The organism is Symmachiella macrocystis, assembly GCF_007860075.1.
Taxonomy (GTDB): domain Bacteria; phylum Planctomycetota; class Planctomycetia; order Planctomycetales; family Planctomycetaceae; genus Symmachiella; species Symmachiella macrocystis.
In genome coordinates, this window is record NZ_SJPP01000001.1 from 2,704,143 (window position 1) to 2,720,308 (window position 16,166).

Genomic DNA, 16,166 nt, shown 5'->3' on the forward strand with positions numbered 1-16,166 from the left:
TTGTGTGGCACCGCATCGTTGGATTGAATTCGGCGCGCACATTGCTCGCCGCGAAATCTACTGCGGCGATCGTAGTCGGCTACGGTTTGGGGCTGGCTTTTGATTGGAAAGCCTCGTCAATTGCCGTCACAATTATCGTATTGCAGACGGCGTCGCTAGGAACCACGCTGAACAAGGCCTCCTTACGGATGATGGGAACGTTTTCAGGCGCACTGGCGGGCGTCGTTATTGTCGCCACTTGTGCGCACGATCGAGAGCTTTTCATTTTGGCGATGGCTCTGGTCGCTGCCGTTTGCGTTTGGGGAATGCAGTCGAGCTCCCACCAGTATGCATGGATGCTCGCCATGCTGACGTGCGCTATTGTGGGGTGGCCGACGGCGATGAACCCCGCGAATACATTCCATACGTGCATTGACCGTGTGACAGCCGTAACTGTAGGCGTGATTTTGAGTAGTTTGGCCCACGGCGTTTTTTGGCCAGTGACAGCCGGCCAACAGTTTGAGCAGAGCATGCAGCACGTTGTTGAGGGCTGTCGTGACCTGGTGTTGCTCATCCGTCGGGGCTTACTAAACCAGAACATCGATGTACAAGCCATTGATAAACTGGAAATCAAATTGATCTCCTTTTCGTCATCAATCTCCTCTACCCTCAATGCAGCACGTGCCGATTCCGAGCACATACGTCGACATTATTCCCAATACAAGCAATTAAGCGACGAGTTAGAAGAACTAATTTTAGCGACAACCGCGATCGGCGGCACAGTCACGCTTTATCGTGAAGAGCTTATGGTCCCAGCGGTTTCTCAATCAGCGCCGCTGCAACAAATGCTCGACGCGTTGGACGACATCTCCGCGGCAACCCTTCAGCAACTGTCGATGCCCCGTGACGGCTCTCACCGCGGAATTGATACGAGTCCCGCTGCAGATTGCGTGTTAAAGGGTCAGACATCCTTAGAATCCCAAGGATTCACCGCCTTAAATTTGTTACTGGACACAATGCACACCTTCCAGGGCGCAGCCACAAGTGTGCAATCGGCACTGGCCGAAACCGAAGTTGCTTGCATCGAAGCACCTGCGGCTTCGACTATTCCGCAATCGGCTCCGGACTTAAAACTCCGTTTCACGAAGTCAGCGTTGGCTGGCCTTCAGGTAGTCGCGAGCGCATGGTTCTTCGTATTGCTAAATTGGCCGCTCGGTCTTCAATCCGCGATGATTTTGACAATGATCTTTGTCTATCTAAACGCGCAATTACCAGTAGCGCTGACTGCAAGCACCATACTCAAAGCTATGTTAATGGCCTTGCCAATTGCGGCTGTCTTTCATTTTGTGGTGATGCCGACTCTCGATAGTTTTATCGAGCTTTCCCCTTGGCTCGCATTGCTTTTCTTTCCATTGATGTACGGCGTATCCAGTCGAAACCCTCTGACGGGCATGTCGGCAATGCTCACTGTCAATTTGACAAATTCGCTCATCTCCGTTTCAACGACTCCGCCGCAATACGATTTTTCTTCCTTTGCAAACGCATATCTGGGAATGAGTGGCGGTATCTCCGTAGTGCTCTTACTGGCCTATGTCTTTGAGACTCGGAATCCACGCCGTGGATTGCATGGAGCCCTGACGGCATTGCTCAAACAGTCTACTGACTACCTCAAGGCGTTGGAAAACGGTGTGCCGCGAACCTCCGCAGGGGCCTCTGCGGCTAAAAGGCAACGCAAGCAATTCATGCAGTGTTTGGCGAAGATGAAGAAGCTTTCCATGGCAGTGAATTATCGGCAAGACCCCCACGCCCATCGCGATCAAATCCATGCTGTGCTAAAAGCCTGCGATGCGATGGTTGCAAAACTGATCTGGTCCTCGGTGATCAGCATCCCACCCGGCAAGGGATCCACAATCGCCAAACAGTCTGTGAATCGCGTGCATGATTGGTGCACTGCGACGCTTTCCGCGACCGCAAAGTCGCTCTGCTCGCTCCAACCGGTGGACATTCAGCAGCCAGGTGAAACATTGTTTCGTCCTCCGGATATGGCCACGGATACGAGGCGATCGGACAACGTCAACGAATCGCCAGTCGACATCGGTAATGTGTCGGGGGCCGAACTCACCTATTACCGCTCGCTTGCTGACGCAATAATGGTATGTCAGCTCAAGTTGAACAAGGTCGACTGGAAGCGGTGGACTCAAAGTTACTTCTAACAATGTCAGCCGGAACATCGAGGACCACAAAGGTGTTGCATGTCCGAATACCAAGTTCTAACCATCATTGCCGCATTCGTATTCATTTACAGCCTGGTCGCTTCGCGGCTAGAGAAAACTCCAGTGAATGGGGCGCTTGTCTACGTGGGCATAGGGATGCTATTTGGCCCCCAATCACTTGGTTTAGTTGACTTGAACGTTGACGGTGAAGCAATTAGCCGCCTAGCTGAAATCGCACTCGCGATCTGTCTGTTTACAGACTCGTCCAATGCGGATTTTGGCGTACTACGACGCATCGAAGCGATCCCCTCACGGTTATTGTTGATTGGCTTGCCACTTACCATTCTACTCGGGCTCGGTCTTGCTTGGTTGATTTTTAGAGACCTCAGTTTTTATGAAATCGCTCTCATCGCCACGATGCTGGCACCAACGGACGCAGCTTTGGGAAAGGCGGTTGTTACAAATCCCGCTGTCCCCGCTCAAGTGCGGGAGAGTTTGAATGTCGAGAGCGGTTTGAATGATGGCATCTGTGTGCCGGTGATCTTATTTTTCATTGCGCTGGCAGCCGGTTCGGTCGAAGCATCAGAATCAACCAAGCTGATGTTCAAGTTGCCGCTCGAAGTCATCGGGATTGGATTTGTGGTCGGCCTGGTGCTTGCGGTAGTGGGTGGATTCGCTTTAAGGACTAGCGCGAGTCGCGGTTGGGTTGCCGGTACCTGGCTGCAGATGCCGATCATCGCGCTGGCCCTTTCCTGTTTTGGTTTGGCACAGTGGCTAGGGGGGAGCGGCTTCATTGCATCGTTCGTTGGCGGTTTGACGTTCGGCGCCTTAACAAAGACTCACAAAGAGCAATTCCTCAACGAGGCAGAAGGCATGGCTGACGCCGTAGCGATGCTGACCTGGTTTGCCTTTGGGACGGTCGTGCTGAGCTTGCTTCTAAAAGGCCTCGACTGGCAAGTTTTGGTGTATGCGATTCTCAGTCTGACTGTTATTCGCATGTTGCCCGTCATTGTATGTCTCATTGGGAAAGGCCTCCGGAAAGACACACTGCTGTTCATGGGCTGGTTTGGACCGCGCGGCCTAGCCAGTATCGTGTTCGTGGTGATGGTTATTGGCCAACAATTGCCCGGAAATGACAGAATCGTTGCGGCTGTGACCTGGACGATCATGCTTAGCGTCCTATTGCACGGCTTGTCAGCGAATCCGTTGGCGAAGGCGTACGGCGCGCGGGTAGGCAACGCCGATATTTAGACGATGCACCATTCGCGGCCTGTGGCGAAACTTTGAATCGCGACGCTATTGGTCCACGTTCGTCGCGGTTCACACCGCACCCCACATCCCCCGCTGCCGCGCCCAAGCCATCACCGCTGCAATCGGCCGCAGCAACGTCTCATGAATCGGATCACGCCCCGCAAACGTCCGCGGTAGAAATAAATCTCCTCCTGAAAGTTCGGCGCCAAATGTCGATTAAAATCTGCTGGCAACCATCGCCATGATGCCCGCCTTCATCGCGACCGGCAAAAGGGGCCATATGTTGATCAACTGAGCCAAATCATTATCGACTGCGACGGATTCTGCGCCACACTTGCAGCTAACCTGTTAATTTACCAGTGAAAACTCCATTAGTTCGAATCCTGTCTCTGCCACTAAAACCTCGGAGTAGCGAAATGCGCGACCCCGGGGTTTTCGCTTGCGGAGAGACAATGGCGATTTTGTCGCAAGAACGCAAGTCTTCGCAACGTGTTGCGTCACCCGTGGCCGCTCGTCGTAGGCGTGCGTCTTTTGCAAAGAGAGTTTCGCGAATCGCAACGACAACCGTTCTGGCGCCCGCAAACTCCAAAACTCTTGGTTCAACAAGAGGGTCTCTTTAGTTGGATTAACGGGTGTTGCTTCCGCTCAATCGGTCCGAAATGTGATGGTTGGGTCCGGAGTAGCGGAACGCACAGGTAAGGCGTAGCCGCCTTCGCGAGCAATATCATCTACCACCGCCGCGACGGAGTAGTGGGTTGTCACACCTAAGAATTAGGGTGCCACTGGCTCTGCCAGTGTTTTGGAAGTAGTTCCGACATTTGGTCTTGCACTGGCAAAGCCAGTGGCACACATCCCTCAAATTAAGCCGTGACATAACACTAGTGGCACTTTGAATTCGCAGATGGCAGAATGCACGCTCGTGACCACCGATGCGGGCACTGGTCCGGCCGGTGGCTAGTTGTGTCGAATTCCTGGAGTTTCACGAGACGCCTTTCATGCAACGGTCGGTTTCACTGATGCGAGTTGGAATCCGACGGCAGCTTCTGAAGTCAATGCGACTTTTGCATCCAACGAATTGAGTTAGGTGGTATCGGTAAGTCGGACCGGAGTGAATTCTGTCAAAGTTAGAGCCAACCACTTCAAAAACGTCCAGTTACGATCCAGCCATCTTGCCAATGTGCGGTTCATGATCGCGAGCCTTTCACCTTCCCTGCTTGACATATGGCATGTCGATGGCTTTTGATGTTGAAGCGGTCGCCTGTGCATCGTACGACTCAACACAAGGAAGCAGAGATGACTCATATCGACGGACTCACTCTGGAGGTTTCAGACGGCCGTGACGTGCCCGCGACGCTAGATGGTGTAAATGCAGTCTTGCGCGATATTGGCGCTGGAGTGTGGCCTCTCGACTTGAGTGAGGTGGAAAAGGACATTCGGACGCTGTTGTCAAAGAGGAACCTTGACGAGGCCGAAGCGGCCCATGTCAAAAAACACTTCTTACTATCGATGGATCGACTCTTAGAGATCACTGCGGCGGCTGGGCGTGAGCCGCAAGTGCCCGGCGGTGGAAGCAGCGAGACAAAGGTTACTAATCATGGATACAGCTATCCCCAGCTATACGTTGTCGGCGAGGGAATCGACTACAGTCGATTCGATCGTTTTCACATAAACATCGGGGCTGACGGCGCGGGAGTTGATGAAGTATTTCAAATGTTGGCCGGAGGCCCATTCGTTATTCATCAACGTCTTGATGATGGCGAATCGTTAATCGTAACGCTCAACTGTCCGACGCCCGGTCATGGCTGGCTGGGAACGTACAGCGGAATTCGCCCGCATATCGGCAGTGTGGGGTCGGCCGCGGTAGGAAGCAAGTTTTTGGTTCAGGCATTTGGCGCTCCCCAATGGAATCTTACCTATGTGGATTTAGGCGATTAGTATAGCGATCGCGTCTGACCGTCAAACCTTGGCATCATCCTCTAGAGTTTCTTCTGAATAATCAACCTTTCGGATTCCATCTACCGCCTTCAGTTTGTGATGAGTCGAGCCAGCTGAGGTTGGACAAACCTCCACAGCCAAACGGAGTCTACAACTCGCGTCGGTGTCCACGATCGCGTGATCTGAGCGGCTAGTCAGTTTCAATAAGTCGTTGCCCGTGATAGGTGCTGAGAAACCACCCTTTGTTAATGCAGACATCACCTAGTCTTTCGTGGCGGGCCATAAGGAGAAGTGATTTGATCATCGTATTGTTGGCGATATCCGCCTTGTTAGCACTGATCGGAATATTCGTCCTCACGGATGCCGGTCAGCTACTGCGAATCGGCAAGACATTCGTGGTTGCCTATTTCCGTTTCCACATCTGGATCATGGCCCTTTCGATCGTACTGTTTCTAGTGGCCCTCTTACTCAACATACAGCAGGGTGTGCTGCAGCCGTGGATGATGGTGGTCTTCGGGGTGTGCCTGGCAGGCTGTTTTCTGGTGACCAAATACTTGGCCCCGTACGTCATGTTCCGTGCCAAGCAGCATGATGCTGTCTACAAATCAGTTCCAGACGCAGTAGCAAACGACTATTTGCAGCCCGAGGACACAGTCTATGTCATCGAGTACAACGGTGTCACGAAGGCCTTCCCGCAGAAATACCTGTGGGTGTCGCACATCTTCGGCGGAGACTATGGAGGCGACGAAGTCGTGTTAACATACTGCGTCCTCACGAACCTACCGGTTCCCTTTGTCAACGAACTTGAGGGGAAGCCGATGAATCTCAAGGTGCTCGCCCAGACCAACAACAACCTGCTGCTGTGGGATACCAGCAGCGGTGAGATTATCCAGCAGATCACGAACACCTGTGAGCTTTCGAGGCGGAAGCTGGAGCCATTGCCTGTCCTGGAGATGACGTGGAAGGCCTATCAAGATCTCTTTCCCGATGGCGAGGTTCTGTATAACCCGTTCACGAATCCGATAGAGAGGCTTTTAAGTAAGCTCATGCCGCTCGACGACGCTCATTCCGGCGAGCGATGGATGTTCAAGACAGTCGCTCTGGATGACGCTCGCCTTCCCTCGAAGGAAAAGGTGATTGGAATCAAAGACGGAGCAGACGCTGTTGCTTATACGAAGGACTACCTACGGAAAAACGGCGTTGTTAACACCCGAGTCGGTAGCAAGAGCATCGTGATTGCGCACATTCCCGAACATGATCTGTTCGTCGGCTTCGACCGTATGAACGAGGGCGAAGAAATCGAGGTAACCGATGTTGATGTCTTTGGGAACACCGGAGAGCACGGGACACTCAAACGTGCGTTTATCTACAACGGGCCGATGTGGGCAGTCTGGCGACACTATAATCCGGACACGCAGCTCTTCCAATTGCCGAAGGTGTAACAGCCGCCAGCGGGAGTGGCGGCCCCACACGAGCAACAATCCAACACAATCGGGATTCTGTGTCAAGAACTGGTGAAGCGAGATTCGGTCCTGTAAAACGACCGGAAGATGATACCTTGGCTTTTTACGTTGGTAGAGGAGTTTTAGCAAGAGGTTACGGCGATGAAATCTCTCGGCGATCATTGGGAGAGACAGTGTGGCGTGGCGCGGCGCTGCTTGACGGAGGTTTTGAACCGTGGGGGTGAAAAGTTTTGGTGACTTAACCCGCGTCGGCTATTATTCTGACAGACGTTCGCGGCTCGGTGCATATTAGCTGCGAACGATTTAGTGGAGATTGGGCAATTCGAAGGCTGACACGAGATGTCAACATGGGCTGCAAGCCGGAAGTTAGCTTTGCACGGCGGGCGTTTTGGTTGCGGACTTAAGGGTGGAGAAGCGTCTCAGAAGGCAACTCTTCGAAGCGTTCCCGATAGTCTGCTGCGAATTGCCCCATATGCCAGAATCCCCAAGCGTTTGCCACGTCTGCGACCTTCGTAATTTTAGATTCTGCAGAACGAAGCTGTCGACGCACCTTGTTGAGCCGTAGGGCTTTCAAGAACTCTTTAGGGCCGATGCCAAACCTCTCTAGAAACAGGTACTGCAGTGTTCGCTCGCTTACGCCTGCTGCCTGGCATATATCGCGTACCTTAATGTCGCACGAAACGTGTAATTCGATGTAATCTTCGGCTCGCGTCAGAGCCGTCTGCCTGGTTTGACAAAAAGCCGGGGGACACACTTCTCGCCCGGCTGCGATTGCAGCAACAAGTCGCCTTGGTAGCTCCTGGGTGAGCAACCGACCCATGTCAGATTCTGAAATGCTGCCTGGATTGTCACGAACGAAATCAGAGGCTTTGGATAAACAACGTCTGAGATTGTCAATCGCCGCTGCACCTACGCGAATCGCATCGACTCCAGCAGAAAGTTCGTCGAAACTACCGACCTCTAAAGCTTCGCCAACGACTGACAATAACTGATCGGGGAACGAGCACGTATAGACGTGGAAGTCAGGGCCTGACACGCTTGACAGTTCCGCACCGATTGGAAATAGCATCAAGCTCTCACTGTCGACCTCTTTACCTCGCCACTCAAGGCGCATTTCAGGGCAAGCGGGAACAGCGACTGTTCGCATCCCTTTCGGTGGTGAGCCTTTCTGATTCAGCGAGCGACAAAAACGTGCTTCTGAAATGTGCACGCCACCAGTTGCAAACTGCAAAAGCTCTCCGTCAAACTTGCCTCGCTCTATTTGTCGGAAATCAACGTCCCATTGTCTCGCCTCGGCAGTCAAATCATCGACGTCTGCAAAGGTACGTTGCAGGACGTAAGTTGATGGTGAGTCACCAGACATTTTGCTAATTTCAGGGGAGAGAGACAATTTGCGGATTTTTGATGTTGTCACGTTATTTATCAGTCTAAACTCCTACAGAATACTTTGCCAGCAATAAATACATCGCCTCAATGTGGAGCCCACCCGTGAATAAGAAGTCGGGAAGACACCCAACTGCTCGCCAATCGGGTCGCCCTCGATTACCAGTTGAGTGCGCCAGACGCAATCGCGTCGTCACAATGGTTACTGACGGAGAGCTGCAGCGGCTGCAAGAATGTGCTGACTCAGGCAATACAACAATTTCAGGTCTCGTCCACGACGTCGTGAAGCAGTTTCTTTCCAACAAACCCAACACAACAAGGGCAAAACAATGATTCGCATCTTCCAAGGATTCATAACCCTAATCCTACTGATTCCACCTTTTGCCGTTGGTGATCGCATCGTCACAGCGCAGGAACAAATCGTGCACGACGCCGAGTACTACATCCTCGAAGCGCAGAATGGCGAACGATGGTCTGCCGAAAACGAAGATCTTGATGTCAAACTTGCCGCTCTTCGGAAGGAACACGGTCGGCCGCCAAATATTATTCACATCATGTGGGACGATACAGCGTTTGGCGATGTTGGCATCCCCGCGATCCAGCAGGTTCGAGGATTGAGAACACCGAACCTCAACGAAATGGCCAGAGAAGGCATACTGTTTACGCGCATGTACACCGAAGTGGGATGTACGCCAAGCCGGGCCGCTTGTATCACCGGTCGCTACGCCGTTCGCAGCGGCATGTACAACATCGGCATGTTGCGTGAGTCGCACGGGATGCGAGGTGAAGAAGTCACTTTAGCTGAGGTGCTTTCGGAGGAGGGTTATGCCACGGCGTTTCATGGAAAGTGGCATCTCGGCGACATCGAGGAAAGCTATCCACACAAACAGGGTTTCGACGAAGCGTTCTTTACGGGCTACAACCAGATCCTGTCGCTGAATACCAAACTCGCCGAAGGTGCGAACGCGTCGATCGGATTGCACGAAGACATGTTACCCAAAGATCCCTACAAGCTTGACGATACGTTTATTACGAAGGGTTGGGTTCAGATCGCTGAAGGCACGAAGGGCGGCCCGACCAAGCAGTGGGGCGACAACTCGCACGAAAACTATATGAAGATCGATCCGGAAGCTCAGCGCCGGACACTCGAATTCATCGAACGTAATGCTAAAGCCGGCAAGCCATTCTATGTCGCCAACTGGCCGAACATGACAAGCTTCGTTCCTAATCCTAAGAAATTCTCGACCGCACGAAGCATCTTGCAAGACGGACTGCAGGGGAATATCGATCCTTTCGTTGGGAAAGTGATCGCGAAGCTGAAAAAGCTTGGCATCGCAGAAAACACGCTGCTTGTGTGCATGGCAGATAATGGTCCGATGTCCCACAACCCACCTCCAGGGCTTGGAATGGCCGAAACTATTTATCGTGGTGGCAAGGGTGACTTTCTGGAGGGGGGCGTTCGCGTTCCGGCTCAGGCTTGGTGGCCTGGCACTATCGAGCAGGGACAACTGGTCGGAGATATCATTCACGAAACCGACTTGTACACGACTTTTGCACGTGTGGCCGGCGCTCTCGAGCATGTCCCGAGAGATCGAGTGATCGACGGAGTGGATCAGACATCGCTACTTGTTAACGGTGACACACACAGCCGCCGCGATAGCGTTTTCATTTATGCGGGCCCGAGGTTGGGCGCGACCGTAAAAGGCAATTACAAGCGACATTGGATCTCGTCAGACCCAGTTGGCGAATCCAGCGGAATTCCGGCAGCATTCTACTTCTTACCGGCGGACCCTCGCGAAAAAACCCCAATGCTGGTGAACCTCATTCACCTTAAGAGTCCCTTCAACCGGATGAAGCTGCGCCACGACCTTTGGAAAAAGAAGTATCCGGACGCGAAGGAAGTCCATGGAATTCCATGGACCGGCATCGCGAACGCAAGGCCCGAGATTAAAGCGCTCGCGAAACCGCTATTGGATCCCAAGAAGCTGCCCTTCGATCCGCTGGAGTACATCGAGCACTTAGATGAACTGCCGTTTGACCCGCAAGCGGACCCGGATTTCGGAGAGTAATCAGAGGGAAACCTATCCATGGACTTTTTGGACATCTTTGCTTTGCTGATTCTCGTCGTACTGGCAGCTTCCTTGGTTGGCCTGTGGGTCTTGCTGGGGATGCTTCCCGGAATGATCGCGAAGAAGCGTAGGCACCCGCAGGCCGATGCGATCTCGGTCTGTGGATGGTGGGGGGCCGTCACCATTGGCGTGCTATCGCCAATTGCCTACGTCTGGGCTTATACGAACCCTGATTGGCGTGACGGCAAAAAGGGCGAACCTCAAGGTGAAGGGGATGGTGACCAATGATTGTCTTCCTCACGTTGTGTTACGTCGCCATACTCGCGTTGCTCATCCGATTACGCATCATTCCGCTCAATCTATGGTGGAAGCTTTCACCGATAATGTGGATGCTTGTTTTGCTGGTCGTGCTCTTTCTCCCAATGCAGTGGGGAGCTCCATCAGGCCCGGTGAATGTGTATAAGTCTGTTGTGGAGGTCATCCCGAATGTATCGGGAGAGGTCATCGAGATTCCGGTACGTGGATTAGAGCCACTCAAGAAAGGAGACGTCTTATTCCAAATCGACCCGGAGCCCTATCAGGTAAAGGTCGATGAATTGCAGGCACAACTTGCCGAGACGAAGCAAAATGTTGAGCGATTGCGAGCCAGCTCCGAAGCGGCAGCCGCGACCGTAAAAAATACGCTAGCAGAAATCGAGGTCGCGAAAGCGGATGAGGCGTCATCAGTAGCCGCAATAGATGCGGCAAAAGCAGGGCTTCAAGAAGCAAAAGGGAATAAGCAAAAAGCAGAAGCGGTCGTCGCTGACCTTGGTGTTCAAGTTGCGGCAGCACAGCGGGAGTATGACCGCATTCTCAGTCTAGTGCCCTCCGGAGTAGCCACAAAATCCGAGCGTGACCGTGGCGAGATTCAATTAACTTCTTTGAAAAGTCAGCTGAACACGGCCCAAGTCGATGTTCGCGTTGCGGACGACATCATCACCCGAGCTGGGGCTGACGTGACCGCAGCAGAAGCTGCTGCGACTTCTGCGGGACTACGAGTCAAGCAATTCGTCGAAGCAGACCTCGTTCGCGTAAGGGCGGAGGCTCGTGAAGCGAACTTGCTGGCAAATTCGATGATCGGCGACGAGCACACCAGCGTGGCCACAGCCCATTCGCAGCTTGCAAAGGCTCAATTCGACCTCGAGCAAACCACCGTAAGGGCACCAAGCGACGGCTACGTTGTCGGGATGAGCCTCAAACCAGGGCAGCGGGTAGCCGCTTTCCCTGTGCGAACATGGATGAGTTTCGTGCCCACGGATGAGGTCATAGTTGCCGTTGGGATTCCGCAGTATGTGGTGCGGCATGTAGAACCCGGTCAGAAAGTAGAAGTTGTATTCAAACTTCATCCTGGAAGGGTATTCTCTGCAACTGTAGAGAAACTCATCTACATCAATGAGCAAGGCCAGCTGCATCCAAGCGGAACCGTTCCGCCGACTCCAGGAGTCGGCCAGTCAACTATCCCTTTTGGGGTGCGGCTAAGCCTAGACAAGAATGATGAGGTAAACATCACCACACTCCCGGGCGGAGCTGTTGGAACAGCTTCGGTTTACACTAAGAACGCTCGTGCGACGCACATTATTCGGAGAGTGATACTTAGAATGGAGACATGGATGAACTACATCATTCCATGATAATTGCTTATGAATTCCTTTCGCTTATTAGCTGCAGTTTGCTTAACCACCACACTTTTCAATGTGTGCTACGCTGAGGATTCGCGGCACGTGTCGCTCACGGGCCAATCCAACTTTCGAGACGTCGGTGGATACAAGACAAAAGACGGCAGAAAGGTCAAACGAGGTCACGTCTTTCGCAGTGGGGAATTGCCGCGACTCACGGATGAAGATGTAGCCCAGTTGGAACAGCTTGGCATCAAAACCGTCGTTAATTTCTTGACGGTGGTTGAGACCGAATCAAGAGGTAAGGACCGGCTGCCACAAAATGTACGCGAAGTTTCTTTGCCAATTGAAACTGAAGACGGCCTTGCCGCTGCCATCGAAGAAGCACGCAGGACTGCGGACTTCTCCTCGATGCCACCGAGCATCAATCTCGAAATCCATCGTCTCTTGGTTGACAACGCCCGTGAACAGTATGCGGCGTTGTTAAAGGAAATCGCTCAGTCAAAAGAGCCGCTCGTGTTTCACTGCTCACATGGCGTCCACCGTACAGGTACAGCAACGGCAATTCTTTTGTGGTCGTTGGGCGTACCATGGGAGACCGTACGTGAAGACTATCTGTTGTCGAACAAATACCGGGAAGCCGAGGTCAAGAAGCGGCTAGCACAGCTTAGGGTGCTCTTGGCAAAAAAACAAAATATTCGACCCGATGAGGTGGATATGACGAACATCGAGGCGTTCTATATCCAGAAGGGCGAGTACATCGATGCCACCCGCGATGAAATAATCAAGCAGCACGGCTCCATCGAAGGCTACATAAATCAGGGGCTTGGACTATCGGCCAAGGAATTCAATAGTCTCAAGGAAAAGTTACTCCAATGAAGCCGACTAAAGACCAAGACAATGATGTGTCAGTGAATGACGTCCTTCCCCGACGAGGTTTCTTAAAGGCTTCGACGGCTACACCCTTCGGCTTGGCTATGTTTCATGCTGAGGCACACGCCCAAGAAGCCAATGTTGAGCCTAAGCGATTGCCATTAACTGTCGCTGGATACCCGTATGAACGGGTGACAGCGATTCAAGACGGCCGAGTAAAAATTGACCGATGTAAGGTGGATTTCGAAACGTCAAAGATCGGGGAATTGAATCAGCATGTTTTTTCGGGCGCTCAATCACGCGACGTGACAGAGGTTGGCCTCATCCCGTATTTGTTAGCGTTCTGCAATGACGGATTCCGCGACTATCTGCCGCTGCCCATCTTTGTGCTGAAGGTGTTTCGACACAAAAGTATCTTTGTCCACACCGACCGGGGGATCAGTAATCCTGAGGATTTACGCGGCCGTAAGGTCGCCACCGTTGGCTACTCATCCTCCGGGCTGACATGGGTGCGCGGCATTCTGAAAGACGAGTACGGAGTTTCGCCTGAAGAAATCAAGTGGGTCATAACCGAAAAAGACTCTGCGGCCGGACAGACTGGCGGGGCCTCGAAGTGGGAAAAGCTATTGCCTCCGAAAATCTCGGTCGAGAAGGCTCCCGCTGGCAAGGACGAGTCAGACCTGTTGCTGGAAGGAACCGTCGACGCAATTTTCCACCCGGCAGAGCCGAGGGCCTACGTTGAGCGTCACCCGAAGGTCCAACGGCTGTTTCGAGACTCTCGTGAAGTTGAGCAGCGTTACTTCAAGAAGACTGGGATCTATCCCATCATGCACTTGGTCGTGATTCGGCGGGAATTGGCGGAGCAGCACCAATGGTTGCCGAAAGCTGTGTTCGACGCCTACTGTAAATCAAAGCAACTCGACCTTAGTGAATCAAAAAGAATTCGGTGGGCTTACAGCTCGCTTCCATGGTACGGTCAAGAGTTCAATGAGACGGTCAAACTCATGGGGCCCAACTTCTACTCATACGGCATACCTCAGAACCGTAAGGCCCTCGAAACTGTTTTCCGCTATCTAAACGATCAAGGGCTGGCGAAACGAAGACTGAGTGTTGAAAAACTTTTTCTTGAATCGACGCTCGAACTTGAAGATGCCTGACTGTTGTTGAGGCCAAGGGCAACCGTATCGACAGGTCGATTCGTGGTTTGTAGCCGGCTGAAGCCGTGGTGCACTACCACAATCACCGTATCCTTCTTCAGAAACGCTAGCTGAGACGGACGCGGAATTTGCAGCATCGGCCTAATTAGGCACAATTCGGACCGCAATGAATGCTATCGCGTCCTATACCCCACACGGACCCCGTGTTCGCCACGGTTCTCAACGCATCCCCCCACATCCCCTGCTGCCGCCCCCAATCCAACTCTGCCGCAATGGGCGCAGTATTTACCGCTTGAAATGGAATTTTTGGCGTTGAGAACCGGAAGTAAGGCTGTCGCAAGCAAAGTGAAGAACCATGTCGACGGGTCATTTATTGTTTAGCAAGTTGCAGCTTTTCGCTTTTGATGACGCGTTTTGAACTGTTGCTTGGCCACGGCAAGAGTTGCCAACCAGTTATTAGTGAATTCAAGAATTCGACGTCTGGGTCGGGTTTATCGGCCATTCATTCAATACCGGGCCAATTGCCCAAATTGGATGTTCTCGAGGATTCAAAAAATTCTCGAAAAGCGTTTTCTGCGTCTTTCGACCGATTGACATTTTTTGTGACTGCGAAAACACCGGAGAACGACCGGTTGATGGATAACTTCGCAGTCTCACGTTTGACTCGGATCAATTATATGATGTGCGTTTACCGTTTCGGCTGGCGGATGTTTTTTAACCTGCGGAAATGAAACTATGAAAGCTCAACCTGACTTGCCGACCAATCCGTCCCTCCCTTTTTTGTCTGCATCTCAACTTGAAAAGATCTGTTATCGACTGGGATCTTCGCTGAAAGCGGGGATTCCGATCGCAAATGCTTGGGCGAATGAGGTCCCTCAAGTCCCCAGTCGAATTCGAGGATCGTTTGACAAGGTCCATGCGCGACTACTGGACGGTTGCTCGCTGGCTGAGGCACTCATTGCCGAACCGTGTTTCCCCCCGTTGTTGACTGAGATGGTCCGTGTTGGAGAGGAAACGGGGCAACTGGATCAAGCCTTTTTGAAAATGGCAGACCATTACCGAGCCCTGGTGAGCATGAAGCGATCATTCCTGCAAGGAGTGACGCGGCCGGTCTTACAGTTGATCACCGCGACTGCCGTGATCACTGCGTTCTTCGTGATACTTCACGTTTTGCAAACAAGGATTTCGGGACTCGCTGCGCCGGATGTTTTCATGTTGGGCCTCTCGCCGTTGGGGAATTTGGCGCTCTTTTGGGGGGCCGTGATGTTTATCACGGTCGGCAGTTATTTGGTCGTCAAAGGAATCCGCAGTGGTTGGTTTGGGGCGATTCCCATGCGCATCGCCTTGGCCGTCCCGTTGCTGGGAGGCACGATCAAGACATTGGCCCTATCACGGTTTGCGTGGGCTTTTGGAACGGCAGTGGACGCCGGCATGAACGCGAGTAAAGCTATCCGACTCGGAGTGCGCAGCACGCAAAACCGTTTCTACCAAGCCCATGAATCGTCCATTGCGACGTCGGTCGTCGATGGCAAGGATTTCTATACGGCTCTTAGGCAGACGGATGCTTTTCCCAACGACCTATTGCAAGCAGTTCAGACTGGAGAACGCACGGGGGAACTCACGGAGAGCCTGGAACGTCTTTCGGATGACTACCAAGAACAATCGGTGATCGATCTGCGACGCATCGGCCAGATCAGTGGTTTTGGCATTTTCATTACGGTCAGCACGCTGATGGGATTTTCAATCTTGTTCCTGTATGCCAGCTACCTGGGAAGTCTGTCGGATGCACTGAAGGGTCAGACTGTGACGCTAGAGGAAATTCGCGAAGGTCAGCAAACCACCAGCAACCCCGTCATCGCCACGCGAAACGAAATGGTGAAAGATTTCGTTGAGAACAATGAGGACTTTAAGCAAATCGAATCAATGTACAAACATCTCGGCAACTACAACGAAATGACACCTGACGAATTCCTCGACGGCCTGTTTCCTGAACCAGAAAGGTCTCATGCGCGCACGGGCAAGGCACATGGCGAACAAAAGGCAAATGGCAAGGCAGCAGGCGCCCGTAGCAAGGAAAGCCGTAAATCTCACTGAAGGGGACTGCGATCGTATCCTCGCCCCTCAACGAGTGTTGCTTTCCGCCGTTTGATTGAGGAATTGCCGACGGTCGTTCTTCGGTTTGGCGTTG

Annotated in this window: 11 protein-coding genes; 10 read left to right on the plus strand and 1 reads right to left on the minus strand. The window is 52.6% G+C overall.

From position 1 onward, the window contains the following. Positions 1–2: 2 nt before the first annotated feature. The 4 genes from CA54_RS10455 (at position 3) to CA54_RS10470 (ending at position 6,820) form a co-directional block, all read left to right on the plus strand. Complete coding sequence (locus CA54_RS10455; RefSeq protein ID WP_146370715.1) at positions 3–2,192, plus strand: FUSC family protein; 2,190 nt, start codon at positions 3–5, stop codon at positions 2,190–2,192. Between the two features lie 39 nt (positions 2,193–2,231). Next, positions 2,232–3,443 (plus strand): cation:proton antiporter, encoded by a 1,212-nt coding sequence (locus CA54_RS10460; protein ID WP_146370716.1) that lies wholly within the window; start codon positions 2,232–2,234, stop codon positions 3,441–3,443. A 1,293-nt stretch (positions 3,444–4,736) separates the two neighbouring features. Further along, complete coding sequence (locus CA54_RS10465) at positions 4,737–5,378, plus strand: hypothetical protein (RefSeq protein WP_146370717.1); 642 nt, start codon at positions 4,737–4,739, stop codon at positions 5,376–5,378. A 296-nt stretch (positions 5,379–5,674) separates the two neighbouring features. Then, positions 5,675–6,820: a DUF3179 domain-containing (seleno)protein gene (locus tag CA54_RS10470; RefSeq protein WP_197532366.1), complete on the plus strand. Its 1,146-nt coding sequence runs from the start codon at positions 5,675–5,677 to the stop codon at positions 6,818–6,820. 421 nt (positions 6,821–7,241) lie between these two features. Here CA54_RS10470 and CA54_RS10475 read toward each other — a convergent pair whose 3' ends face one another. After that, a complete protein-coding gene (locus CA54_RS10475; protein ID WP_146370719.1) occupies positions 7,242–8,255 on the minus strand; it encodes a helix-turn-helix domain-containing protein in 1,014 nt (337 codons plus the stop codon). A 298-nt stretch (positions 8,256–8,553) separates the two neighbouring features. Here CA54_RS10475 and CA54_RS10480 point away from each other — a divergent pair, with 298 nt between their 5' ends. The 6 genes from CA54_RS10480 (at position 8,554) to CA54_RS10505 (ending at position 16,072) form a co-directional block, all read left to right on the plus strand. Then, positions 8,554–10,293 carry a sulfatase-like hydrolase/transferase gene (locus CA54_RS10480; RefSeq protein WP_146370720.1) on the plus strand — a complete coding sequence of 580 codons (1,740 nt, stop codon included), beginning with the start codon at positions 8,554–8,556 and terminating at the stop codon, positions 10,291–10,293. Between the two features lie 18 nt (positions 10,294–10,311). Then, on the plus strand, positions 10,312–10,581 hold the full coding sequence (locus CA54_RS10485) for a DUF3302 domain-containing protein (RefSeq protein WP_146370721.1): 270 nt from the start codon (positions 10,312–10,314) through the stop codon (positions 10,579–10,581). Continuing rightward, positions 10,578–11,963: an HlyD family secretion protein gene (locus tag CA54_RS10490; protein ID WP_146370722.1), complete on the plus strand. Its 1,386-nt coding sequence runs from the start codon at positions 10,578–10,580 to the stop codon at positions 11,961–11,963. Before CA54_RS10485 ends, CA54_RS10490 begins: the two co-directional genes overlap by 4 nt. 90 nt (positions 11,964–12,053) lie before the next feature. Beyond that, positions 12,054–12,827 carry a tyrosine-protein phosphatase gene (locus CA54_RS10495; RefSeq protein WP_197532367.1) on the plus strand — a complete coding sequence of 258 codons (774 nt, stop codon included), beginning with the start codon at positions 12,054–12,056 and terminating at the stop codon, positions 12,825–12,827. Further along, the gene (locus CA54_RS10500) at positions 12,824–13,978 is read left to right on the plus strand and encodes an ABC transporter substrate-binding protein (protein ID WP_146370724.1); all 1,155 of its coding nucleotides are present in this window, start codon (positions 12,824–12,826) and stop codon (positions 13,976–13,978) included. Before CA54_RS10495 ends, CA54_RS10500 begins: the two co-directional genes overlap by 4 nt. 735 nt (positions 13,979–14,713) lie before the next feature. Beyond that, on the plus strand, positions 14,714–16,072 hold the full coding sequence (locus tag CA54_RS10505; RefSeq protein WP_146370725.1) for a type II secretion system F family protein: 1,359 nt from the start codon (positions 14,714–14,716) through the stop codon (positions 16,070–16,072). The last annotated feature ends 94 nt before the right edge of the window (positions 16,073–16,166 follow it).